The following is a 22807-nucleotide window of genomic DNA, read 5'->3' on the forward strand; positions in this document are numbered from 1 at the left end:
ATGTACCCAAGTTAGCCCCGCAAACTATCTTAGAATTTTCTCAGGAACTAGTATTGCCTTTCATACTGTTAATAGGGTAGAATATCAAGCTGTTTGAGCACAGGTTCAAAGGAGATTTATGTCATGAAGCCCGGTATCCATCCTAACTACAAAGCGACGACCATCAGCTGCGCATGCGGCACCGTATATCCGACCCGTTCCACCGGTGAGAATATCCACGTGGAAATCTGCTCCAATTGTCACCCGTTCTTCACGGGCAAGCAGAAGCTGCTGGACAGCGCCGGCCGCGTCGATAAGTTCTTGACCAAGTACGGTATGAAGAAGTAAGAAAGACCTGTCGTCAAAGTCTATGAGCGACACTTCTTTCTCAAAACCTGAAGAGCGGCAATTGTACGGCGGGCAAGCGGTGATCGAGGGCGTGATGATGCGCAGTCCTCGATTCTTCTCGATTGCCTGCCGTCGCCGTTCCGATCAGCAGATCGTCGTCAAGCTGGAGCCGGTGGAGCAGATTGTTCCGCCGTTTTTGGCGTTTTTGCGCAAACCCTTTTTACGCGGCACGCTCGCGCTGATCGACGCCATGGCGATGGGCATCAAGGCCCTCACCTACTCGGCCAACATCCAGATGGAGGATGAGACCGGCGCCGCATCGGCTCCCGAGGATCGCAAGGCCGCCAGCGCCGCGAATCTCGCGCTGGGCGAAGGCGTTGCGGAGCGCGACGGGATTCGGCCCGCGCGTCATGGCTCGGCGCCGCTGGCGCCCGCCGCCGCCGCGAAGGCCGCCGCGCCGCAGTCCATCAATGGGATCGCCATTGGCGCGACCACCGTGATTTCGCTGCTGCTGGGCTACGCTTTGTTCTGGGTGATCCCCGGCGCGCTGACCGATCAGATCCTGCCGCACCATCACGCGACCCAGCATGCATGGCGATTGCAGATCGGCGGAAGCTTGATTGAGGGCGCCATACGTCTGGTGGTGTTCTTTGTTTACCTCGCCTTGATCGCGCGCCTCGCGCACGTGCAGCGGGTATTCGAGTATCACGGCGCCGAACACAAGGCGATCAATACGCTGGAGGCGGGTCAAGATCTGACGCTGGACAATGTCCGCGCGGCCAGCCGCATCCATCCGCGCTGCGGCACGAATTTTATCTTTATCGTCCTGACCACCGCCATCTTTGTCTTCACGATTATCCCGCGTCACGCGATCAGCGAAGGCGTCGGGCCGGCCCTGACGAGCGTGCTGCTCCGATTGCTGCTGCTCCCGGTTGTCGCGGGCGTCTCCTTTGAAATCCTGAAGTTCGCGGGAAGCCATCGCGACAAAGCGTGGGCGCAGGCGATGATCGCGCCCGGTCTCTGGACCCAATATATCACGACGCGCGTACCCGACGACAGTCAGCTCGAAGTCTCGATCGCCTCTTTGAAGAGCGTATGGGATAAGGAGCATGAATCCGGTCCTGCATCGAAATCCTCGGACGCGGAACCGGCGGCGGAAGTGGCGTAGCGGCCCGGAGGCCCTCACCCGGCCCTTCGGGTCCCCTCTCCCAATTCTGGGAGAAGGTTCAGATGTGGATCAAAGATCCAAAAGAATTAAAATCCCAATCTTCTCTGACTCCCCCTCTCCCAGAATTGGAAGAGGGGGCCGGGGGGTGAGGGCCACACTTGTAGGCGACACCAAATGTTTGAAAAACTCTTAGAAGTCGAGCAGCTCTATGAAGAGCTGGAGCGGCGGATGTCCGAACCGGACCTTGTCAGCGACATGGGCGAGTATCGGCGCGTCCACAAGCAATACAGCGATCTGACGGAGATCGTCGCCAAGTTCCGCGAGTTCCGCAGCAATCAAAAGCAGCTCGAAGAGACCGAAGCGATGCTGCGCGGCCAGCTGGATTCCGACATGCGGGACCTGGCTCAGATGGAGTTCGACGAACTGAAGGAGCAGAAGATCGCGCTCGAGCACGAGCTCAAGGTCATGCTGCTGCCCAAAGACCCGAACGACGACAAGAACGTCATCCTGGAAGTCCGCGCCGCCGCCGGTGGCGACGAGGCGGCGCTGTTCGCCGGCGACCTGCTGCGCATGTACATGCGCTATGCCGAGAAGCGCGGCTGGGATATGTCGTTGATGAGCAGCAACGAGACCGGCAATGGCGGTTACAAAGAAGCCATTGTGGAAATCAACGGACAGGGCGCCTACTCCAGCCTGAAATTCGAATCCGGAGTCCACCGCGTCCAGCGCGTCCCCAGCACCGAAAGCTCCGGCCGCCTGCACACCAGCACGGCCACGGTCATCGTGATGCCCGAAGCCGAGGATGTCGAGATCGAAATCAACATGGCCGACATCAAGCGCGAGCATACCCTCAGCCAGGGCGCCGGCGGCCAGAACGTTCAGAAGAACGAAACCGCCGTCCGCCTGACGCACCTGCCGACGGGCATTGTCGTCACCTGCCAGGATCAGCGCTCGCAGCTCCAGAACTTTGAAAAGGCCATCCGGGTTATGAAGGCCCGCCTTCTGGACATCGAACAGCAGAAGCAGGCCGAATCGCTTGGCACCACCCGCAAGGGAATCGTCGGCACCGGCGACCGCAGTGAAAAGGTCCGCACCTACAACTTCCCCCAGGACCGCATGACCGACCACCGCATCGGCATGACGATCCACAACCTGCCGACCATCCTCAGCGGCGAATTCCAGACCATGATCGACGCGCTCGTGAACGCCGATCAGGCGGAGAAGCTGAAGTACGAGACGGAGTAGGGATGTTAGTCCCTATTCCCCCGGCGCTTTAGCGCGCTTCCCCCTTTTTCCCAGCAAGCCGCTTCGCGGGGGAAAAGGGGTGCTTTGAACTTGCCCTGGTAGGATAGACACCTCGAAAAGCCTAATCTTAACATTAGGAAGCCATCTTAATGAATGCTTGATGGCGCGAGGAGTTTTATGACGAACCGTAAATCTTACACCGAAGAGTTCAAACGCGAGGCGATCCGCCTGGCCGAGGAGAAGGGCAATCTCAGCGGCGCAGCACGCGATTTGGGAATTGCCGAAAGCTTGATCGCCAAATGGAAGAAGAGCTTGGAGGTCCAGCCTGAGAATCCTTTCCCCGGCAAAGGTAATCCCTCCGATCCCGAACTCGCACAGCTCAAACGCGAAAACGCCCGCCTCAAAGAGGAGAATGAAATCCTAAAAAAAGCGGTCGGTATCTTCACGAACCGCCCGCAGTGAGATACCGATTCATTCAAGACTATGCGGGACGATTTTCCGTGCAGATGCTCTGTGAGGTCATGGAGCTCAAAACCAGAAGCTATTACGCATGGCGCTCTGAGAAACGCGCCGTGCGTCGCCATGAAAAACAAGAGCGAGACTTGGCGTTGGTGGACCAGATCCAGAAAGTACACCAGCAAAGCTACGACAGAAGCTATGGCAGCCCACGCATCCATTTAGAGCTGCGAGAGCAAGGGATTGCTTGTGGTCGCCATCGAGTGGCGCGCTTGATGCAGTCCCATCAGATTGTGGCGAAGAAGAGACGACGTTTCCGAGTGACAACCCAATCGGATCATGCGTTGCCCATCGCTCCCAATGTGCTGGATCGACAGTTCACGGTGGCGTCTCCCAATCAATGCTGGGTGGGCGACATCACGTATCTGTGGACGCGTGAAGGCTGGCTGTATTTGGCGGTCGTCCTGGACTTGTTCAGCCGCCGTGTGGTCGGCTGGTCGATGCAGGCGACGATGGAAACCCGCTTGGTCTGTGACGCTCTCGAAATGGCAATCCAGCGGTGCTGTCCGCAGGCGGGGCTTGTTTACCATAGCGATCGAGGTGGGCAATACGCCGGCCTCGTTTACCAAGACAAACTGAATTGCCACGGCATGGTGGCCAGCATGAGCCGTAAGGGCAACTGCTGGGACAATGCCGTGGCGGAGAGTTTTTTCTCGACGTTGAAGACCGAGATGCTGCCTGCGCAAGTATCTCGAATGCAGGTATTTCGTACTCGGCAGGTATTTCGTACTCGGGAGGAAGCGAAAGCTTGTGTGTTCGAGTATATTGAAGTCTGGTATAACCGCAAGCGTCGACATTCGACGCTTGGTTATATCAGCCCCGCTCAATTTGAACAGCGCCATTTTGAGCAACAGCAACAGCTCGCAAGAGCCGCTTAACGAAGTGTCTACAAAACCCGAGCAAGTCCACTTGTCACTGCCGTCCATTCACTCGTCACATGACCGTGAGGAGTTGATATTGCGAACGCCAAAACACTCTTCACACATTCTTGTCGAGAGTGAATGGAACTTAATGAGTGGCTCCCCTTTTCCCCTGCGAAGCAGCTTGTTGGGAAAAAGGGGGAAAGCGCTTTAGCGCCGGGGGAATAGGGACTAACCCTCCTCCCGAAAATACCCCTTCCGGCAGTATTCCTTCACCATCCGGTGCGTATTGAACTTCGGCCCCAATTGCTGCAAGGACGACTTCACGCGCGCGATCCACTCCGTCGGCAGGCCGTCTTTCCCGTTCTCGTAGAACATCGGAACGATCTGGTTCTCCAGTAAAGAGAAGAGCGTTTCGGAATCGTGGCGGTCGTCGGCGTCGGCGTTCATGCCGGTTTCTTCGCCGAAGGACCAGCCGATGGGCGGGGCGTGGGGTTCGGAGTCGTTTACGGCTTCGTCCCACCAGCCGTCCAGCACGCTGCAATTGAGCGTTCCGCAGACGGCGGCTTTCATGCCGCTGGTGCCGCTGGCTTCCTGCGGGCGGCGCGGGGTGTTGAGCCAGATATCCGCGCCCTCGGCGAGCGTGCGGGCGATCGCCATATTGTAATCTTCGAGGAAGACCAGATGGCGGCGCAGCTCGGGACGCTGCGAGAGCTGGACGATCTGATGGATCATGCCGCGCCCGTAGTCGTCGCCGGGAGTGGCTTTGCCGGAGTAGATGATCTGCACCGGACGCTCTTCGTTGGTGAGCAATCGGGTGAGGCGATCGACATCGCGCAGCAGCAGGTCGATGCGCTTGTAGCGCACGACGCGGCGGCAGAAGACGATCGTCAGGGTGTTGGGATCCAGCGCGTCGCCGGCAATCTCCTCTTCGGAAAGGCCGCGCGCCTTCATTTGCGTGCGGACACGATGGCGCGTGAAATCCACCAAACGCTCGCGTCGCTCCCGGTGCGTGTCCCAAAGCTCGCGGTCCGAGATCTTTTCGATATTCGCCCAGATCTTATGATCGTCCGGGCGGTCACGCCATTCGGGGCCAAGGAACCGATCGTAAAGCGCGATCGTCTCGCGGGACGCCCAGCTCTGATAGTGGACGCCGTTGGTGACGGCGCCGATCGGAACGTTGGCTTCGACCAGCTGGGGCCAGACCGAATGCCACATCTCGCGGCAGACTTCGCCGTGCAGGCGACTGACGCCGTTGCTGAAGCCGGCGACGCGCAGAGCGATGATGGTCATGCAGAAGTATTCCGCGCCGTCATAACCGTTGCGCCGGCCAAGAGGCAAAATATCCTCGATGGACACGCCCATCTCCCGCGCGTATCCGCCCAGGTACTTGCGCGTCAGATCCGGCGCGAAGTAATCATGGCCCGCCGCCTCCGGCGTATGCGTGGTAAAGACCGTCTTCGCCCCCGTCGCCCTGAGCGCTTCCCAGTAATCCCCGCCATGCGCCGCCGCCGCGCGGCGGGCGCGCTCCAGAACGGCGAAGGCGCTATGGCCTTCGTTCAGATGGACGACCTCGGGATCGATCTCCATCGCCGCGAGCGCATGGACGCCTCCAATGCCGAGCACCATCTCCTGCTGAATCCGCATCTCCCGATCGCCGCCGTAAAGCTGCCCGGTGATCCCCCGATCTTCCGGGCTGTTTTCGGGCACATCCGTATCCAGCAGATACAGCGGGATCCGTCCCACCTGCACCCGCCAGATCTGCGCGCGCACCTGCCGCCCCGGAAAGTGGATCAAGACCGACTTCGGCGCTCCCTGCGCATCCATCTCCAGCGTCAGCGGCAGCTGCGTGAAGTCGTTGACGTCGTGACGCTCGCCCTGCCAGCCGTCATGATCCAGAAACTGCGTGAAGTATCCCTGACGATACAGCAGGCCGACGCCCGCCAGCGGCAGGCCCAGATCGCTCGCCGAGCGCAGATGATCGCCCGCCAGCATCCCCAGCCCGCCCGAAAAGATCGGCAGCACTTCGGTCAGGCCAAACTCGGCGCTAAAGTATGCGATCTTCGGCGCGCCGCGTTCGCCGTGCTCGGCTTCATACCAGGTGTTCTTCGCGGCCATATAATCGTCGAAGTCCGCGACGATTCGCTGATACAGGGCGATGGTATCGGGATCGTTCGCCGCCTGCGTCAGTTTTTCGGAGGAAATATGGAGCAGGACGCCCAGCGGATCCGCGCCGCGCTCCGTCCAGAGATCGGGGTCCAAACGCTCGAACAGCGCCAGCGTATCGTGATCCCAGGTCCAGCGGAGGTTATACGCGAGGTCGCGCAAGCGCGAGAGAGATTCGGGCAGAGAGTTCATGGTTAGTCCTTGGCGAGCGAGATGCGGAGGCCCTGACCCCCCGGCCCCCTCTCCCAATTCTGGGAGAGGGGGAGTCAGAGGGAGACACCCCCTGGCCCCCACTGGGGGTAAGAACCGAAATACGATTGCGTGTCCAAGCGGATTCTTGTCACGCTCTGGTTAATATGGTCTGCTCCCCTTGTGGGGGTCGGGGAGCATCCTAATCCGAACCCTCTCCCCGAATGAGAAGAGTTGGCGGAGGGCCGGGTGAGGGCCTCGGGTTTTTCTTATTTCACCACTGCGACAGCGGCGGGATGGGTCATCATGCGGATGACGAACAGGCAGGCGCCGGCGACGACGGCGGCGCTGGGGAGCGTCAGGCACCAGGCGGCGACCATGCGCTGGGCGGTGTTCCAGCGGACGCCGGCCAGGTTCTTCGCGACACCGACGCCGAAGATGCTGCCCGAGATGACGTGCGTCGTGCTGACCGCCATGCCCATCGCGCTGGCGGCGAAGATGACGCTGGCGCCGGCCGCCTCCGCCGCGAAGCCGTGGACCGGCTCCAGGCGAATGATGCGCTGCCCCATCGTCTTTATAATACGCCATCCGCCCGATGCGGTTCCCGCCGCCATCGCGGTGGCGCAGGAAAAGATGACCCAGGTGGGAATATGGATGTCTTTGCTGGCCGGCAGCATATGGTTGGCGACCAGGGCGAGGGTGATCACGCCCATCGTCTTCTGCGCGTCGTTCTGTCCATGCGTGAAGGACATGGCCGCCGCCGAAAGGCGCTGGAGGTTGTGAAAGAGGAACGTCACTTTGTGCTGGCTTGTCCTGGCGAACAGCATAAAGATCAGCATCATGATCAAGAATCCAAGAAGGCCGCCGGCGATGGGCGAGAGCACCATCGGCAGGACGACTTTGCTCAGGACCCCGTCCCAGAGCACGGCGTGGAAGCCCGCCTGCACGATCGCCGCGCCGACAAGGCCGCCAATCAGCGCATGGGACGAGCTGCTGGGGATGCCAAAGTACCAGGTGACGACGTTCCAGACGATGGCGCCGACGATCGCCGCGAGGATCACGGTCTGTGTCGCAGCGTGCGCGTCCACCAACCCCTTGGCGATCGTCTTCGCGACGTTAGTCGAGTAGAACGCGCCGGCGAAGTTCAGAACGGCGCACATGATCACCGCGACTTGCGGGGAAAGGACGCGGGTGGAGACGACCGTGGCGATGGCGTTCGCGGTATCGTGGAAGCCGTTGGTGAAGTCGAAGATCAAGGCGACGACGATGGTGACGATCAGCAGCGCGCCGAGCGCGTGCGGCAGATGCATTTCAACCATACTTCACCACGATCCTTTCCAGGCCGACCGCGACGCTTTCGCACTTGTCCGCCACCAGCTCGATCCGGTCGTAGATCTCTTTCCACTTGATCACGTTCAGCGGATCCGCGCCGGGCTCGTTGAACAGGTCGCCCAGCGCCGTCCGGTACGCCTCATCGTTCTTATTCTCCAGATCGTGGATGCGGATCAGGTGCTCGCGCATTTGCTTCAGATCGCGGATGTGGCGCAGGCCGCCCACCCCGGCGCGCGTCGCCTCCACGGTCGCCAGCAGCGCCTGCGCCATGGCGATGAAGTCCACGCGCGGCGTCGCCAGCCGGTAAATCGCAACACGCGCTCCGGCCGCTTCGATCAGATCCGTGATATCGTCGAGGGCCGTGGAGAGCGAGTGCATGTCTTCTTTGTCGTATGGGGTAATAAACTTGTCGTCGGCTTTGAGCGTCAGTTCATGGGTGAGCTCATCCGCCTGCGCTTCGATCCGCTTGAGAGCCGTCGCGCGCTCCGTGCTTTGGCCGAAGCCGCCGCCGAGCAGCTGAAACTCCTTCGCGGCCTGAACCGCAAGATCCGCCTGCTTCTCCAGCAGGTCGTAAAACTCCGTATCGCTATTGAATATCGACATAATGGCCTCCGCAGCCTCGGCGTCTTAAGATCTTTTAATCCATCATAACAGTTATGCCCAGACCGGGCGCCCCGAAACGCCGTTCACGGACCTGAAATGTTAAGTTTATATTAAATTTTATTTTGTAAAGTTGTACTCCGGCGGGGCAGGCGCGCATTTCCCGGTATACTCACGAACGAAATGAAGAATTTGACTGTACAAGAGGCGCTGACGCGGGCGACAGCGATGCTCGCCGCCGCCGAGGTGGAAACGCCGCGTCTGGACGCGCGCTTGATGCTGGAGTGGACTCTGAAATGCCGGCGCGAAGATCTCGCGCGGGAGCCGGAGCGCGAAATCGGGGAGCGCGAGCGGATCATCTTTGAAAAAGCCGTCGCGCTGCGCGCGCTGCGCCGTCCCCTGCCCTATATCACCGGCGAGCAGTACTTTTACGGACGCCCGTTCAAGATCAATCGGGCCGTGCTGATTCCGCGTCCTGAAACGGAGATGCTGGTTTCACTGGGGCTGGAAAAACTGAGCCAGGCGCCGCAGCCGCGGATCGCGGATATCGGGACGGGGAGCGGCTGCATCGCCGTCAGCCTCGCCTGCGAGCGCCCTGAGGCGCGCGTATGGGCGACGGATCTGTCGGGCGACGCGCTGAAACTCGCGCGCAAAAACGTTGTCCGTTACGATCTCACCGATCGCCTGACGCTGCTGCACGGCGATCTGCTTGCCCCATTGCCGCGGGACACGCCGTTCGATCTGATCGTCTCCAACCCGCCCTATATCGCCGAGCATGAGATCCCCCATTTGCAGCCGGAAGTGCGCGATTACGAGCCCGCGCTCGCGCTCAGCGGCGCGCCGGGCGCGACCGGCGACGACGGCGCCGCGCTCTACCGGCGTCTTTTACAGGATTCTCTGGGGTATCTGAGGCCGAACGGATGGATCTTGCTGGAGGTCGGACAGGGACAGGCGGACACGGTGATCGCCTGGGCGGAATCCCTGGGATACTTGGACGCCGCCGCGCATGATGATATGAGCGGCATTCCGCGTGTGATTCAGGCGCGCCGGAGTTGACGGCGATGAATAGATTTGGCGGCGATGGGTAAAATAGAAGTATGGAAAACGCAGCATCTTTCCGTGGGATAATTTTATGGGGAGCCGCGCTGCTCGCGGCGGGGTGCTCGGCGCGCGACCCGGCGACGAACACTCCGAGTTTCCATGTCGGCACGCCGACAAACCGTTCCACCGTCCAGTCCTGGGAGCTCAACAGCGAGCCGATCCACACGCAGCCGGGGGTCAACGCCGGCAGCATCGTCGGCCCGCTGCCCCCCGGACAGCGGCAGCGCGGTTTCGAACCCTACGACCCTCTCGCGGTGGCGTCCTACAACGCCCTGCTCGCCGCCCAGACGGTGGACACCAAGTACATCACCTGCACGGCGAAATCCGGCGTCGTCGCGATCAACGGCTCGGTTCAGAACGACCAGGAGAAACAGCGCGTCGAACAGATCGTGCGCGGCGTCTCCGGCGTCAAAGAAGTCCGCAGCAAGCTGCGGATCGTTATTGCGCAGTAATCCGCGATAACGATCCGCCGTTAATGCTGCCCCGCATTCCCCTCAATGAACGCCCAGACCGGCAGCGCGAGCTGCTGGCCTCCGGGCGTCGTGACGACGACTTCCGTTTGCAGCACTCCGGACGGCGCCTTGTCGTTCAGGGTCACCTCCAGCGTGGCGTTCGCGTTCTCTCCACCGTTGCTGACGATATTCACTGTGCCTGAAGACGACGCATACGGCGGCGTTCCGCTGCCTCCCATCACGTTCGAGACTAACGTTTTGGATGTCAGCACGATCTTCGCGGTGACATATGGGCTCGCGCTGCGGACTGTGGATTTCGCCAGCACTTTTCCCGCTCCATTGATAATGATCTGCTGCTCGGCGCTCTTTCCGCCGGCGACGGAGCCGAAGGCGACGGTAGACGGCGAGGCGTTGATCTCCCCGCGCACTTCTCCCACCAGCGAGGCGTAGGCCGACGCCAGACGCGTGTTCTCCGTCGGGGACGCCGTGAAGCTGACCGTGCCCTGCATCATTCCGATCCGCGCGTGCTTGCCGAGGACGACATGGAAATCGACGGTCGATTTTCCGTCTTTGTCCAGATGCATTTCTTTCTCGCGCACAAAGGTCAGATCGGCAATGGCCGGAGCGAGCGACGGCGTCGTCAGCGCGCTCAGCAGCTTGGGGTCGCCGGTCACGTGCAGCAGCAGCGACTTCTCCTGACCGGCGTTCACCGTTCCGAAATCCAGCAGCGAGGGCTCAAAGGTGAGAAGCGGCGTCAAGATCCCCGTCATTTGCAGCGTCGCCCCCGGCGAAGGCTGGCCCTTCAAATACACCCACACCATTTTGTTCGCCGGTCCCGGTCCCAGATGTCCCGGGTCCACCGACACATGGATGGTGATCGTCTTTCCCGCCGCGATCTGCTCGCCGGGCAGAATTCCATCGGCCACGGCGGCGGTGCAGCTGCACGCCGCCTGCACATGGTCGAGCGTGACCGGCGTCGCGCTGTCGTTGCGCACGGCGAAGTCATGCTGGATCGGCTCAGTCCGCGCGATGCTCAGCGTGCCGAAATCATGGACGGCCAGGCCGGGCGTATCGCTCGTGGTCCCATCCGTTTTGACGATCGTCAGAAGCTGGGCGGGAGCGACCGGGGCTTCCACAGGCGGCGCGGGAGGCGCCGGGGCGGGAGCAAACGGCGCGGGCGCCGGATTGACCGGCAGCGAGCCGGGCGCCGGAGGCGTATTGGCGTGGAGAGCGGCCGGCGCCAGGGCCGTGAGAGCCGCCAGCGTGAGGGCGAATCGTCGGGAATTCATCGTTGGCTATTCCTTTTATTTCTGAACGGCCGGCGCGGCCGCCTGGCGCAGGGCGCCGAGGGTGCGTGAGACGATTACCGTTTCGGCCGCGTCGCGCGGGGCGTCGTCTTTGTGATTGTTGGTGTAACGGATGAGCCCCGCCGAATCGACGACGAAGGCGCGCGGGCATGGGTCGGCGTGGTACAGGTCCGTGGTGACATGCATGCGCTCATCGGTCAGCAGCGTGGTCTGCATCAGATCTAAATTCGTCTCCGCCGCGAACTGCTTCGCCATCCCGGCGTCGCCGGTGAAAACGATCAAAGTCGCCGGCGCGGGCGTCCCGGCGGGCAGCGCTCCGCCGCGCTGAAACTGGCTCCAGAGACGCGCCGCGTTATGGCACCAGGGACAGCCGCAAAAGAAGAAGAGGGTGACGGGGCGTCCTTGAAACTCGGCCAGCGTGCGCGTCTTCCCGCTGGTGTCCGTGAGCGTAAAGGCCGGCGCGGCCTTAGGCGCCGCCGTGACGGCGGCGGGCTTTTTCTTGACCGGCGCGCCATGCGCCGACGCCATCAGCGAACCCGCGATCAGCGAGGTCAATCCAAGAATCCCGGCGGCGTTGCGAATAGACATATGTGTTCCCTGCGTATCGTATTATATCACGCCGCGCAACTTTATCGCCGCGTCCGGGTCTGTGAGAGTAGGAAACACCATCGATGATCAACAGCACGGGCGCCGGCGCGCCCTGGAACCGCGATAGCCTCAAGTCATTGCTGCTGGCGTGCGCCGTCACGGTCGCGCTCTGGTTCGTCCCGCTGGCGTCGCTGGCGCTCTATCCGCTGCGCCTCTTCGTGACGTTTATTCACGAAAGCTCGCACGCCGTCACCGCGCTGCTCACCGGAGGGCGCGTCGCCGAAATCCAGATCGAACCCGACGCTTCGGGCGTCACGCTGACCTACGGCGGATTGGGCCTGCTGATCGTGATGGCCGGCTATCTTGGCGCCGCCGCCTACGGAGCCTGGCTCATTTCTCTGGGCCGCCGCCCGCGAGTCGCCCGAACCGCGCTGTACGTCAGCGCCGCGATCGTCGGCCTCGCCACCGTTCTCGCCGTCCGCCCGTGGCACAACCTCTTCGGCTTCGGCTGGGGCCTGGTCATCTCCGCGCTGCTCATCTGGGCCGGCCGCCGTCTGTCCTCCGTCGCCGCCGAGCGGACCGTGATGTTCCTCGGCGTGCAATGCGTCGCCAACGCCCTGTTCGACTTAAAAACACTCGTCGGTCTCTCCAGCATCCCCGGCGGCGGCCCCACGACCGACGCCGTGCTGATGTCGCAGATAATCCCGCTGCCGCCGGTCGTCTGGGCGACCCTCTGGAGCGCGGCGGCGCTGGGGATTCTGTGGACGGCGCTGCGGCCCTACTGGCGGCGGGGATGATCCCGGCGTTCGCCGCGCCATTTCCCATGTTATAATTGTGTGTATGTCAATTCATGAGCGCCTGCTTCCACTCCCAATCTCATGAAATGCAAAGGATCCTCATGCGTTCTTCCACACCTACACTCGTCAGCCTGATATTACTCATGTCGATGGCCGCCGCGCCTGTGCTCGCCGATGACGCGCAGACGCATCTTCAGAAGGCTAAGGTCGCCGCCGCCCAGCAAAACTGGGACGCGGCCCTGACCGAGCTCGACGCAACGATTGCGATCGACAAAAACAACATCGAAGCCCACTCCGGCCGCGCCATGATGCTGGTAAAGAAGCAGGATCTTCAGGGCGCTATTACGGAGATTGGGCGCGTTTTGGAGATCGATCCGAAAAACGCCGACGCTTACAGCGTGCGCTCAGCGCTTTACCAGCAAACGGGCGACAAGGCAAAAGCAAAAGACGATTATATCGCCTTTTTACGCCTGTCTCCGGCCGAAGCGGACAAACTGCAAGCCGCCGCACAGGCGGCCGCCGACAAACAAGATTGGGCGAACGCCGCGAACTTATGGAGTCTGGTGACCGAAGTCCGTCCCGGCGACGCCAAGGCGCACTATGCGCTGGGAATGGTCCTCAAAAATTCTTACTACACCGTCTTCATGAATAGCAGCGGCCAGCCGAATTTTCAGGAGAATCTGGACAAACTCAAAGCCGACACCAAGGCCAGCTTCGACGCCGCCATCAAGGCCGATCCGAAGTTCGCCCCCGCCTATCTGGCGCAGGACGATCCAGAGGCGATCGCTCAGGGCTTGAAACAGATGCCGGACAACGCGGAACTGCTCGTCGCTCGCGCCCAAATGTCTCTGACCGGCATTCCAAGCGATGACATCATCAAAGCCGCATTGAGCGACTACGATCATGCGATCAAGGTGGATCCCAAAAACGCCAATGCGTTTACCAGTCGCGCCGGGGCGTACCTCTGGGCGAAGAAGTATGATCTGGCTCTTGCCGACACCAAGCGGGCGCTGGAGCTGAAGCCTAACGATTATGAAACGATCGTATTGCGTGGCCTGCTTTACGGTGATCTCTACGATTACGCGCACCAAGCCGCCGAAAATGAGCGAGCGCTCGCCATTAAGCCAAATGACACAGTGACATCTTATAATTATTTCACGGCGCTGACACACCTTCCCGAAAAAGCGCGCGCCCTCCCGATCATCAGCAAGCTCATCGATGGGGAGCCGGCCTCTGTCCTGTATCTGTCGTCGCGCGCGCAGCTCTACTTCGATCTCAAGGAGTATGGGAAAGCGGCGGCGGACGTCGATAAGGTTCTGACGATCGAAGCCGATAACAAACAAGCGCTCGATTTAAAGACCAAAATCGCCGCGGCGCAGAAGTAAAGCTTGACAGGAGGCGCCGGCGTTTCGCGGCGCCTCCTACGTAATCGGCATTGGCGTAACCGCCAGGTCTCCCAGCGTCACGGTATAACCCCGCTTCTCCCCGCCAGCCGCCCACGCCACGACGCACTCACACGCGACGGCGACTGTCAGCAGGACGAGGTTGCGCGCGAGCGGGTAATCACACACGTCATCGTTCGTGGGTGATGGGACGCGATAGCCTTCGTTCCAGAGAACTTCGGCGTAGCCATTGGCGAGCCCGGCGTGCAGGCAGGGAGTGTCCGAAGTCCGGCAATACTCGGTGACGGCCGCGCGGGCGGGGCTGTTGTCGAACGCGTCGATGACGAGCGCGCTTCCCGAAAGCAGCTTGGCGGCGTTCGATACGCCAAGCGTTTCCATGCGTGTTTCGACGGTTACGCCCAGAGCCCGGTAAAGACTGGCTGCGAGGATCTTCGCCTTGCCGGCCCCGATATCGGAACGGTAGTAAGGCTGCGTGGAAAGGTTGCGCTGCTCCACGCGGTCGTGGTCGATCACGCGCAGACGGCCGAAACCCTGACGCGAAAGGCTCTCGGCGATATTCGCGCCCAGAGCCCCCGCGCCGCAGATCGTAACCGGCAGATCGCGGATCGTTCGCATGATCGCATCCGTGCGATACAGCTCTTCATGATAGAGGGCCGATGTCCGGCTCATGTTTTTTCCTTACCAGTACGAATCGTCCCGGCGCTCCATCACGCCGACAAGCGACTGCAAGTCGAAATCGCTGTCCCGGTCGCTCAGACAGATGCCGGAACTGACCACCGTCAGGTCGCTCTTGGCGATGGCGCTGGTGTGGCGTTCGCCGTCGCGCGTGTTCCAGTCGACGACCCAGTAGTCGCCGCGATCCCGGAATTCCTGAAGATCGCCGCCCGCGAAGGCGAGCGCCGCGCCCAGGCGCTCCGCGTCGCCCCGCCGCGCTCGTTCGGCCCGGCGCTGACGCGCCAGCGCTTCAAACCCAGCGGCCGCTTCCGCCGCCATCGCGTACGCCGTGCGCATCTCCGGCGTCAGGCCCGCAAAGCGCAGATCGGCGGGCATGGTCACCGCACGCACCGCGGAGCGCATCTCCTCGGCATGGCGCGGATCGGCGCGCCGATCTTCGTAGGCAAACCACCAGACGCTCCCGCCGCCATGGGCGATCACCTGCTCGAACGGCGCTCCGTCCGTGACCAGATGCGCCACGATGGGCCGCGCCGCGCCCAGCCGCTGGATCATATCCGATTCATTCGCCGGATACGCCAGCCAGGTCTGCCCGCGCAGCGGACGCACCAAACGCACCCGCAGCGCCGGAAGCCGGGACAGATACTCCGACACCTGCGGCAGCGATGCTTCCTCCACGAAACTCGCGCGCCGGGAATCCACCGGCTGAAACACGCCCCACCCTTCGAAGTCGCCTGGCTCCGGAGTAAACGTCTGCACCAGCCTGGCCACCCGAACGCGCACCTGCCCGCCAAGGACGCAGGGGGCAAGGAAGCGAGCGTCTTGGACGCGCGCTTCCTCGGCGGATATTCGGTTGAGAAGGGCTTTGATGTTCATGAGATTTTGCAGAAACGCAACCGTGAGCACTCGTCCCCGGTTATGAAACCCGGGTCTGGGAGATGCTTCGCATCTAACCGTCCGTGCCGGACGGAAGAATTTGAGATCGACAACCGGCATTTGCGTCCGGTACCGGGTACCCCCTGGGTGGTTAGCGCCTTGCGCTCCCAGACCCGGGTTTCATAACCGGGGAATTAACGCCCAGCTACCCCGCCAGCACCGCCGCCGCACAATTCTCTCCGCTGGTCATGGCGCCGTGGATCGAGCTGCTTTCCGTGTATTCGGCGGCGACGTATAGCCCCGGCTGGTCCGTCGTCACGCCCGGCAGCGTTCCGTAGACGCCGGGCGGCTGCGGGAACTGCGAGTACGGGATCCGATAGACGCGTAGCGGCGCGTAGCTCGCGAGGGCGCGGATCGCTTCGCGGTCGCCGGCGTACATCTTTTGCAGGTCGTCCATTGCGGCGTTACAGAGCTGCGTGTCATCCATGGCGGGATCGCCGAGCACGGTGGCGCCGAGCAAGTGGCGGCCCGCCGGCGCGTATCCGGGCGCGACATTGCTGATCTGCTGGGCGTCATTGACAAAGGCGTTCGGGTCGGCGTTCAGGACGAGCTTTTTGCTGTCGCTGAGCGCTTTGTCCCCGGCAAAGTAGATCGTCGCCTTGCCCAGCTCGCCCTCCGGCGTCGGTAAACCCGCAAGACGAGCGGCGACCGGCGCGGGAACGGCGAGCACGACGGCGTCGGCGTCGATCGTCTCTCCACTTTCAAGAACGACTCCCGCTGTGCGGCCATCGGTCTTGCGCAAGCTTTGAACCGGCGCGTTCACTTGAATGGAGTTCGTTTCGCGCAACGGCGCGGCGAGCTGCTGGGTGACGGCGCCCATGCCGGCCGACGGCACGGCGGTCTGGCCGGTGCTGAGCATCCGGAAGTAAAAGCGAAACGCGGCCGCCGTCGTCGAGAGGTCCCGTTTTAATAAGACGCCCCCATAGAAAGGGCGAAAGAAAACGTCGATGGTGACATCGTGAAAGCCCTGGGCTTTCAGATAATCATAAGTCGATTGATCGTCGGGCTCGTGCGGGTCGAAACCGCTGCCGATCCCTGACAGCGACTGCGAAAGTTGCAGCGTGCGCAGCTTATCCGTGACCGGGATCGACAGGTTCGCGGCGGCGCCCGCCACATCGGCCCATTTCTTATCGCGCAGCGGGTCGGTCAGCACGCTCTGGCGGCCATCCTTGCAGATGATGGCGCCCGGATCGAACGCGCGCAGGTCCAATGCGGCGAGATCCAGATTGCGCTTCACCGCCGGGTAGGCGTCGAAGAGAACCTGGAAGCCCCGGTCCAGCGTAAACCCCTCGACCACATCCGAACGCACCCGGCCGCCAACATCGTCGCTCGCTTCCACGACAACCACGTCCGCGCCGCCCGCTTGCAGATGACGCGCGCACGTCAGCCCCGCCAGCCCCGCCCCCACGATACATACCTTCATAAAAATCCCGTTCCCTTCTGGGTGATCGCAGAAGAGTTAGGGGGCCGAGGGCAGGTTTCCTGCCTCGGCAACAATTAACGATCGCGAATACAAGCCGCCTAGTCCAGCCTCTCGCCCCGCCGAAATCCGAGCCGGCCATCGCCGTCTTCAAGTTCCGCCATCGCTTCGGGCGTGCGGGTCCGCTTCAGGTGCTCACGCATCTCGACGATCTGACTCAGCACCGCGTCGGCGAACGCTGTATCGAGAACGATCGCCCCTTCCTGGGCGCGCTGGAGGGCCGCTGAAACCAGAACTTCCTTGAGATACGCCGGCGTAAATCCCTCCGTCCGCTGGGCGACCTGTGAAATCAGCCGTTCCACATCCACCTCCGGTAAGATCTTGGAAGCCAGGTCCGGTCGGCTCAGGACATACCGGCAATAAGCAGCGCGCTCCGCCTGAGCGGGAAGACCGATATGAAACACGCGGTCAAAGCGGGATGGACGCCGCAGCAGCGCCATGTCGATCTTCTCCGGATGATTGGAAGACGCGATCACCAGCACTCCGTGATTGCTCCGAAAGCCGTCCATCTCGTTTAAGAAGATCGTGCGGTTGAACTCGTTGATCAAGCCATCGACATCCTCGAAGGCGAGAATACAGGGAGCGAGCTTACGAGCGCGCTTGAAAATCGATTTGATCGCTTCCTCGTTTTCGCATTCACTCAGGTCGCGGACATAGAGAAACGGAAGCACCGGCAGCGCCGCCGCCGCTGCTTTGCAGATCATGGTTTTGCCTGTTCCTGGAGGGCCGACCAGCAGGACGCCGCGCCGCCAGGCAAATCCAAGCGCGTCATACGCTTCCCGGCTGCCGGCAAATCCTTCGATCGCCTCACGCAAACGCGTCATCATGTCCGGAGCGAGGATAATGTCGTCCCACGTCACCTTCCCGATCTCTTCATCCAGGTCGCTGGCATGCTCCCAGCCGCTGGCCCAGCGCAGGCTTCGTCCCGCCGGCCGTTCGGAGTACTCCGTGATCGCCGCCGAGAACTCACGGAGCAGATCCGAATCGGCCGACAGACAGATGATTTCCAGCCCCCGGTTGGAAGAGGGCGTCAGCACAAACTCCAGAGACCGATCCCCCCATTCCACGGAGAACCAGCCAAAGAGGTGATGGCTTTCGGCGCCGGCGCGCGACTGATAGAGATGGGGCGCGGACAGAAGACTTCGCACCCCCAAGCACTGTTTGTCCAGAAAACGCATGAACATGGTGCGATCTGGCCACATGGACAACGTAGCGAACTCAGGCCGCCGCATCCGAAGCGCATGGATCAGCGCATCGCCATGTTCGTCGTAGTCGAATCCCCGCAAGGCCTCGTTCATAATCTCATCGCGCCACGAAAGCGCCGCCGGTTCGGCGTGCGCGCCGTTTCGATGTAAAGTTGTTTCTAAAGTGTTCATGATTAACTGCTATATCGATTTTCGCGCGGCGCTCGGTAAAGAGAAAAGGCCCTCACCCCCCGGCCCCCTCTCCCAATTCTGGGAGAGGGGGAGTCAGAGGTTCAGAATTCTATTGGATCAAAGATCCAAATCTTACTCCTAACCCTCTCCCCGAATGAAGAGAGTTGGCGCAGGGCCGGGTGAAGGCCTCTTCTCACCACTCATCCCGCTCCGGCAGCGGCGTGTCCAGGATCTCCATCAGGAGCTCCAGGCGCGACGGCCGCGTGAGCAGCGGGACCAAGTTGGGCAGCGCGTAGTAGTCGCCGGCGAAGGTGAAGGTGTCCACCGTGACCTGTTTCTCCTTGAGCTTGTTCTCTACCCAGTTTCCCGCGCGGCCGACCTTGACGATCACGACGCTTGGAGCGACGTTGAGGTCGCGCTTGTACGCTTCGTAGACGTCCGCGAAGTACGGCGCCGTGTTTTCGCCCTCGTCGGTGACGAGGATGATCTGCTCGGCGACCTGCTTCTTCAAGCGCATGGTCTCCAGCGCGCAGCCGACGCTTGTGCCGCCGCCGGCCTTGATGAGCTGGAAGGCGCGCTCCCAGTCGCTCAGCTCCGCGCCCTTCGCCGTGACGGGATACGCCAGCGTGTCGAATGCGTAGACCCAGAGGCCCGCTTCGGCGACGCCGGAGATCATCGCGGCGATCCGCTTGCCCAGTTCGATCGCGCAGTCCATCGATCCGGACTTGTCGACCAGCAATGCCGTGGAGCGCTTGATGGTTCCGCGCGTCTTGATCTGCGTGTCGGCGATTTTAGACAGCCGCGCCGCCGTCTCCGTGTCCAGATCCGCCGCATCGGCGGCGACCTGGGTTTTGAAGACGGACACGCGACCGTGCGTCTCAGCCTGCTTCAGCTTGTCGTCAATCAGCGCCTTGACATCCGGATGGTCCATCGCGCCCCGCGCCTTCAGCGACTTCAAGTTGTTGATGACCTCCTGGGGAGACATCGACGCGATTAACGCGACGAGCACCACCGGGGTCACCTTCGACACCGCGCCGATCGCGACCGTATACGGAATCGCATGCTCGACAATCATCTGCGCCTGCGCCTCCGGCGTTTCCGCCTTCGCGATCTGCTTCAGCGTATGCGCCAGACTGTCCTCGGGCGGCGCGGCGCCGAACAAGATCTCGTTGGCGCGGACGCCCGGCGCGATATGCAATGTGGCGTACAGGTGCTTCATCGCCTTGCGGCCCCGCAGCGCGGCCCGGTCGAACTGTTTCGGGTCCCGCTCGCGGCGGCGCAGATAGCGCGCAACCGCCGTCCGCGCCGAGCGCGGCGCTTTGCCCAGGTGCTGCTTCAGGAAGTCCACCACCCGCGCCACCTGATACGGCGGCAGATCCTGAAGCAGCATATAGCCCGCCTCACGATGCTCGCCGCTGTCGCTCGCGAGCAGGTTGCCGATGAAGACTTCCTTGTGGTCGCGCACGTCGCCGTTCCGCTGATACCAGACAGCGAGATGACCGTAGAAAATCGGATCCAGCCCGCGCATCTCCTTATGCCCATCCGCCACCTTCGCCAGCTCGCGGTGCGGCGTGGTCAGCAAGCTGTTCAATATTTCCAGGCGCAGATCGCGCTCGAATTTCTGCATGTCAAACCTCCCTGTATCGCAATAATTTCTTTTCAATCGTCAAAAGTTTCTCCCGCGCAAGTCGACGTCGCTGTTGCATGAGACGCATTTGGTATGCGTCGAGGGCTGTTGCAGAGCCAGTTGAGTATGTAAGCGGCGTGCGTTGGGGCGCGGGAAAACCATGTCTTTTTTTGAAGCGCGCGCAAGTACGGAAAGCAGTTTTTTCGGTGCTCTATCCACTGAGCTACAGGCCCTTTCGGGCCTGGAAGGATTCGAACCTCCAACCCCCGGCTCCTTAAGCGTATGTATGCTTTCACCATCGGGGCGCGCGCCCCGCTCATCTTTCGATAGAATATTCACTTCCCCCGCGCAAGTCCGAAACGCTGTTTGTGTACTCTATCGAGCGCGCTTTCTTCTACGCCACAGCGGTTTCCCGCCGATGGGACTTGAACCCATGACCTCTCGGATCGGTTAAGTATGTAAGCGTCACGCGTCAGGGCGCGGGGAAATATTGTTATTTTGTTGTTTTGTTATTTCATAATTACAATTCATTTCACAAGGCGAGCCTATCAAATGCCTGGTTCAGCTCTTCTTCGCTCTCTGGCCACCGTTCAACGATCTCATCCACATGGTCGATCAGCATCTTCAGCGCGTTCGTGGGCGCAAGCAACTGATCAAAAACGCTTTGATTTTCCGGCGCCATGCTCCAATTGGAAACCAGAAAATCGTCAAATGTTTCTGTTCCCGCCGCCAGCTTCGCGATGAGTATTCGGAAGCTGGCTCGTGTCGAAAACCGCTCGCTCTGCTCCAGCCGGCTTAGTAACGGCTCGATGGGCGCATCGAACGCCGTAAGAAACGAAAGGGCTTTTAAGAGGCTCCAGGAACTATCCTCATCCGTTTCGTCCAAGTCATCTTCGAGAATAGCTTGACCAAGATGGAATAACGCCGTTCTCGCCACGTCATCCATTTCTGTTTCCATCTCTTCCGGAAACATCAGCATGTTGTTGAGTTTCACTCTGGCCGCGACCAAAAACAGTTTTGGCAATCCCAAGGCAAGACTTCCGCAATTGTGCTGCGCCACCTCCAGCAGCCTCGGAACGTAATAAGCGATCTCATTCCAGCGCCCAAAACACGTGCAGCCATTCCAAAAAATCGGCCGCAAATCATCTTCCGATAGCGTATTCACAGGACGAGCGATAAACGCCTTGACTTCGTCTTCCCGATAGCACTGCGGGCAATACCAGATCGTCCCCGGCTTAGGGCGTCTTCCGAATACCTTTCGCACTTCCGCCATCGCCTTGTCCACGCGGGCGCCCATGATCTTTACTCCGACACAGCGATGCGCGAGTTTATGGCGTTGACAAGATAGTCAAATGCGTAATCGACGTGATACTGGTCCTCCGGCGCGAGACGGTTCACATCGTCGACATTTGCTAAAAAAGAACACTCAACGACTCGCTTGGCTCCAATAATGCGTCAAACGCCTTTTGATTCCTCGGCGGCATTTTTTTTCGCTTCGGCTGGAGCAATGCTTGCTTCGCCACGAAGAGGCAATAATTGGCGCGCACCTGTGGATGTTCGCTGACGCCCAGATGAGCAAAGAGCGGAGCGAGCGATCCATCAAATGCTCCCAGACACGCGATGGTTTCATCGATATAACACGACGAATCTCCCTCGCTTTGCTCCATTGCTTCTTCCAGATGTGCGCGCATCGCCGCCAAAATCGCGTCTCGCTCCTCAGGACACATCGTTTCCTCTTCCAGCGCACGCACAAGCATGGAAAGGAAGTCCTGTCCCCCCACATACCAATCATTGAAGCAAATATCCAGCAGCCAGGGAATATAGTACGCAAGCTCCTCCCAGCATCCGAAGCAGCGGCATCCATCCCACAGGATCGGTCGAAATTCCTGTTCCCCCATCCGCACGGGATCGAGAGACAAAAACTGCTGGATATCTCGTTCGTCGTAGCACATGCGGCAATGGCCGATGGTCCGTGGTTTCGAGCGGTGCTTGAACGCCGCTCGTAACTCCACCATCGCCTTGACCACGCGGACGCCCATCATCATCCCCTGACTCATCATATCGAAAACGAAGCGCGCGCAAGTTCGAAAAGCAATTGTTTGGCGCTCTACCACTGAGCTATAGGGCCACTTAAGCGGCCCCAGAGGGGTTCGAACCCTCGACCTCCCGCTTAACAGGCGTATGTATGCTTTCGCAGTCGGGGCGCGCGCCCCGTTTCTTTTTCGATCAGCCGTAGACGGCTTCCGGGCGGACGATCAGGTCACCGCCTGCGGTGCGGTCGATGACGTAATCTTTCAGGCGATCGACGCCGACATCGAACCGGCCGGCGAGGCGGGCGCGGATCTCGGTGTCGGACAACGCGGCGGTGATATTCAGTTCCCGCTCGGTCCAATCGTAGGAGCGGCCTTCAAAACGTACGTGAACCATGATTTCCATCCTTTCCGGCAAGTTCTTAGCAATCGGCAGGCAAAAATAAAACACACTCGAAAAAACAAAAACGCCCCCTCGGCACGGTGAATGTGCAGAGGGGGCGTTCATTTTCAAAACGTCCCGGGGAGAAATTCTGACAACGTTTAGGAAGCCAGTTCTCCTTTCTCTGCACCCGCATCAATACCTTCCGTAGTGACGGGCTGCGACGGTCGCAGGGTCTCCACGGAATACACTC

Annotated in this window: 21 protein-coding genes; 8 read left to right on the forward strand and 13 right to left on the reverse strand. The window is 60.9% G+C overall.

Annotated elements, in window-relative coordinates:
* Positions 1–123 precede the first annotated feature (123 nt).
* From rpmE to D5261_RS06145, 4 genes are all read left to right on the forward strand, one after another.
* On the forward strand, positions 124–327 hold the full coding sequence (rpmE, locus tag D5261_RS06130; protein ID WP_119325278.1) for a 50S ribosomal protein L31: 204 nt from the start codon (positions 124–126) through the stop codon (positions 325–327).
* A 22-nt stretch (positions 328–349) separates the two neighbouring features.
* Positions 350–1495, forward strand: coding sequence for a DUF1385 domain-containing protein (locus D5261_RS06135; protein ID WP_119325277.1), 1146 nt, complete (start codon positions 350–352; stop codon positions 1493–1495).
* A 174-nt stretch (positions 1496–1669) separates the two neighbouring features.
* Positions 1670–2740 carry a peptide chain release factor 1 gene (prfA, locus tag D5261_RS06140; protein ID WP_119325276.1) on the forward strand — a complete coding sequence of 357 codons (1071 nt, stop codon included), beginning with the start codon at positions 1670–1672 and terminating at the stop codon, positions 2738–2740.
* 177 nt (positions 2741–2917) lie between these two features.
* A protein-coding gene (locus tag D5261_RS06145; RefSeq protein WP_435792402.1) for an IS3 family transposase occupies positions 2918–4134 on the forward strand; the annotation gives its coding sequence in 2 pieces (ribosomal slippage) (positions 2918–3179 and positions 3179–4134; 1218 coding nt in all).
* Positions 4135–4347: 213 nt separating this feature from the next.
* Here D5261_RS06145 and glgP read toward each other — a convergent pair.
* From glgP to D5261_RS06160, 3 genes are all read right to left on the reverse strand, one after another.
* Positions 4348–6474 (reverse strand): alpha-glucan family phosphorylase, encoded by a 2127-nt coding sequence (glgP, locus tag D5261_RS06150; protein ID WP_119324412.1) that lies wholly within the window; start codon positions 6472–6474, stop codon positions 4348–4350.
* A 266-nt stretch (positions 6475–6740) separates the two neighbouring features.
* Positions 6741–7790, reverse strand: coding sequence for an inorganic phosphate transporter (locus D5261_RS06155; RefSeq protein ID WP_119324411.1), 1050 nt, complete (start codon positions 7788–7790; stop codon positions 6741–6743).
* A complete protein-coding gene (locus tag D5261_RS06160; RefSeq protein WP_119324410.1) occupies positions 7783–8406 on the reverse strand; it encodes a DUF47 domain-containing protein in 624 nt (207 codons plus the stop codon). Before D5261_RS06160 ends, D5261_RS06155 begins: the two co-directional genes overlap by 8 nt.
* A gap of 189 nt (positions 8407–8595) precedes the next feature.
* Between D5261_RS06160 and prmC the strand changes: the two genes are divergently transcribed.
* Together prmC and D5261_RS06170 are read left to right on the forward strand one after the other, a co-directional pair.
* Positions 8596–9459: a peptide chain release factor N(5)-glutamine methyltransferase gene (prmC, locus tag D5261_RS06165; protein ID WP_165864589.1), complete on the forward strand. Its 864-nt coding sequence runs from the start codon at positions 8596–8598 to the stop codon at positions 9457–9459.
* Positions 9460–9500: 41 nt separating this feature from the next.
* Entirely contained in the window at positions 9501–9956 is a 456-nt protein-coding gene (locus D5261_RS06170) for a BON domain-containing protein (RefSeq protein ID WP_119324408.1), read from the forward strand.
* A 20-nt stretch (positions 9957–9976) separates the two neighbouring features.
* Here D5261_RS06170 and D5261_RS06175 read toward each other — a convergent pair whose 3' ends face one another.
* The gene (locus D5261_RS06175; protein WP_165864588.1) at positions 9977–11245 is read right to left on the reverse strand and encodes a DUF1573 domain-containing protein; all 1269 of its coding nucleotides are present in this window, start codon (positions 11243–11245) and stop codon (positions 9977–9979) included.
* A 15-nt stretch (positions 11246–11260) separates the two neighbouring features.
* On the reverse strand, positions 11261–11851 hold the full coding sequence (locus D5261_RS06180; RefSeq protein ID WP_119324407.1) for a peroxiredoxin family protein: 591 nt from the start codon (positions 11849–11851) through the stop codon (positions 11261–11263).
* An 83-nt stretch (positions 11852–11934) separates the two neighbouring features.
* Here D5261_RS06180 and D5261_RS06185 point away from each other — a divergent pair, with 83 nt between their 5' ends.
* A complete protein-coding gene (locus D5261_RS06185) occupies positions 11935–12648 on the forward strand; it encodes a M50 family metallopeptidase (RefSeq protein WP_119324406.1) in 714 nt (237 codons plus the stop codon).
* Between the two features lie 101 nt (positions 12649–12749).
* Complete coding sequence (locus D5261_RS06190) at positions 12750–14033, forward strand: tetratricopeptide repeat protein (RefSeq protein ID WP_165864587.1); 1284 nt, start codon at positions 12750–12752, stop codon at positions 14031–14033.
* Between the two features lie 36 nt (positions 14034–14069).
* Here D5261_RS06190 and D5261_RS06195 read toward each other — a convergent pair whose 3' ends face one another.
* The 8 genes from D5261_RS06195 to D5261_RS06230 form a co-directional block, all read right to left on the reverse strand.
* Positions 14070–14720 carry a ThiF family adenylyltransferase gene (locus D5261_RS06195; RefSeq protein WP_119324404.1) on the reverse strand — a complete coding sequence of 217 codons (651 nt, stop codon included), beginning with the start codon at positions 14718–14720 and terminating at the stop codon, positions 14070–14072.
* Positions 14721–14729: 9 nt separating this feature from the next.
* A complete protein-coding gene (locus D5261_RS06200) occupies positions 14730–15599 on the reverse strand; it encodes a hypothetical protein (RefSeq protein WP_119324403.1) in 870 nt (289 codons plus the stop codon).
* Positions 15600–15804: 205 nt separating this feature from the next.
* Complete coding sequence (locus tag D5261_RS06205) at positions 15805–17082, reverse strand: NAD(P)/FAD-dependent oxidoreductase (protein WP_119324402.1); 1278 nt, start codon at positions 17080–17082, stop codon at positions 15805–15807.
* 98 nt (positions 17083–17180) lie between these two features.
* The gene (locus D5261_RS06210) at positions 17181–18515 is read right to left on the reverse strand and encodes an AAA family ATPase (RefSeq protein WP_119324401.1); all 1335 of its coding nucleotides are present in this window, start codon (positions 18513–18515) and stop codon (positions 17181–17183) included.
* Positions 18516–18708: 193 nt separating this feature from the next.
* Positions 18709–20142 (reverse strand): vWA domain-containing protein, encoded by a 1434-nt coding sequence (locus D5261_RS06215; RefSeq protein ID WP_119324400.1) that lies wholly within the window; start codon positions 20140–20142, stop codon positions 18709–18711.
* 532 nt (positions 20143–20674) lie between these two features.
* On the reverse strand, positions 20675–21439 hold the full coding sequence (locus tag D5261_RS06220) for a hypothetical protein (protein ID WP_119324399.1): 765 nt from the start codon (positions 21437–21439) through the stop codon (positions 20675–20677).
* Between the two features lie 115 nt (positions 21440–21554).
* Positions 21555–22187, reverse strand: coding sequence for a hypothetical protein (locus tag D5261_RS06225; protein ID WP_119324398.1), 633 nt, complete (start codon positions 22185–22187; stop codon positions 21555–21557).
* Positions 22188–22368: 181 nt separating this feature from the next.
* Positions 22369–22569 (reverse strand): hypothetical protein, encoded by a 201-nt coding sequence (locus tag D5261_RS06230; RefSeq protein ID WP_119324416.1) that lies wholly within the window; start codon positions 22567–22569, stop codon positions 22369–22371.
* Positions 22570–22807: the final 238 nt, after the last annotated feature.

It is taken from the genome of Capsulimonas corticalis, from assembly GCF_003574315.2.
GTDB lineage: Bacteria > Armatimonadota > Armatimonadia > Armatimonadales > Capsulimonadaceae > Capsulimonas > Capsulimonas corticalis.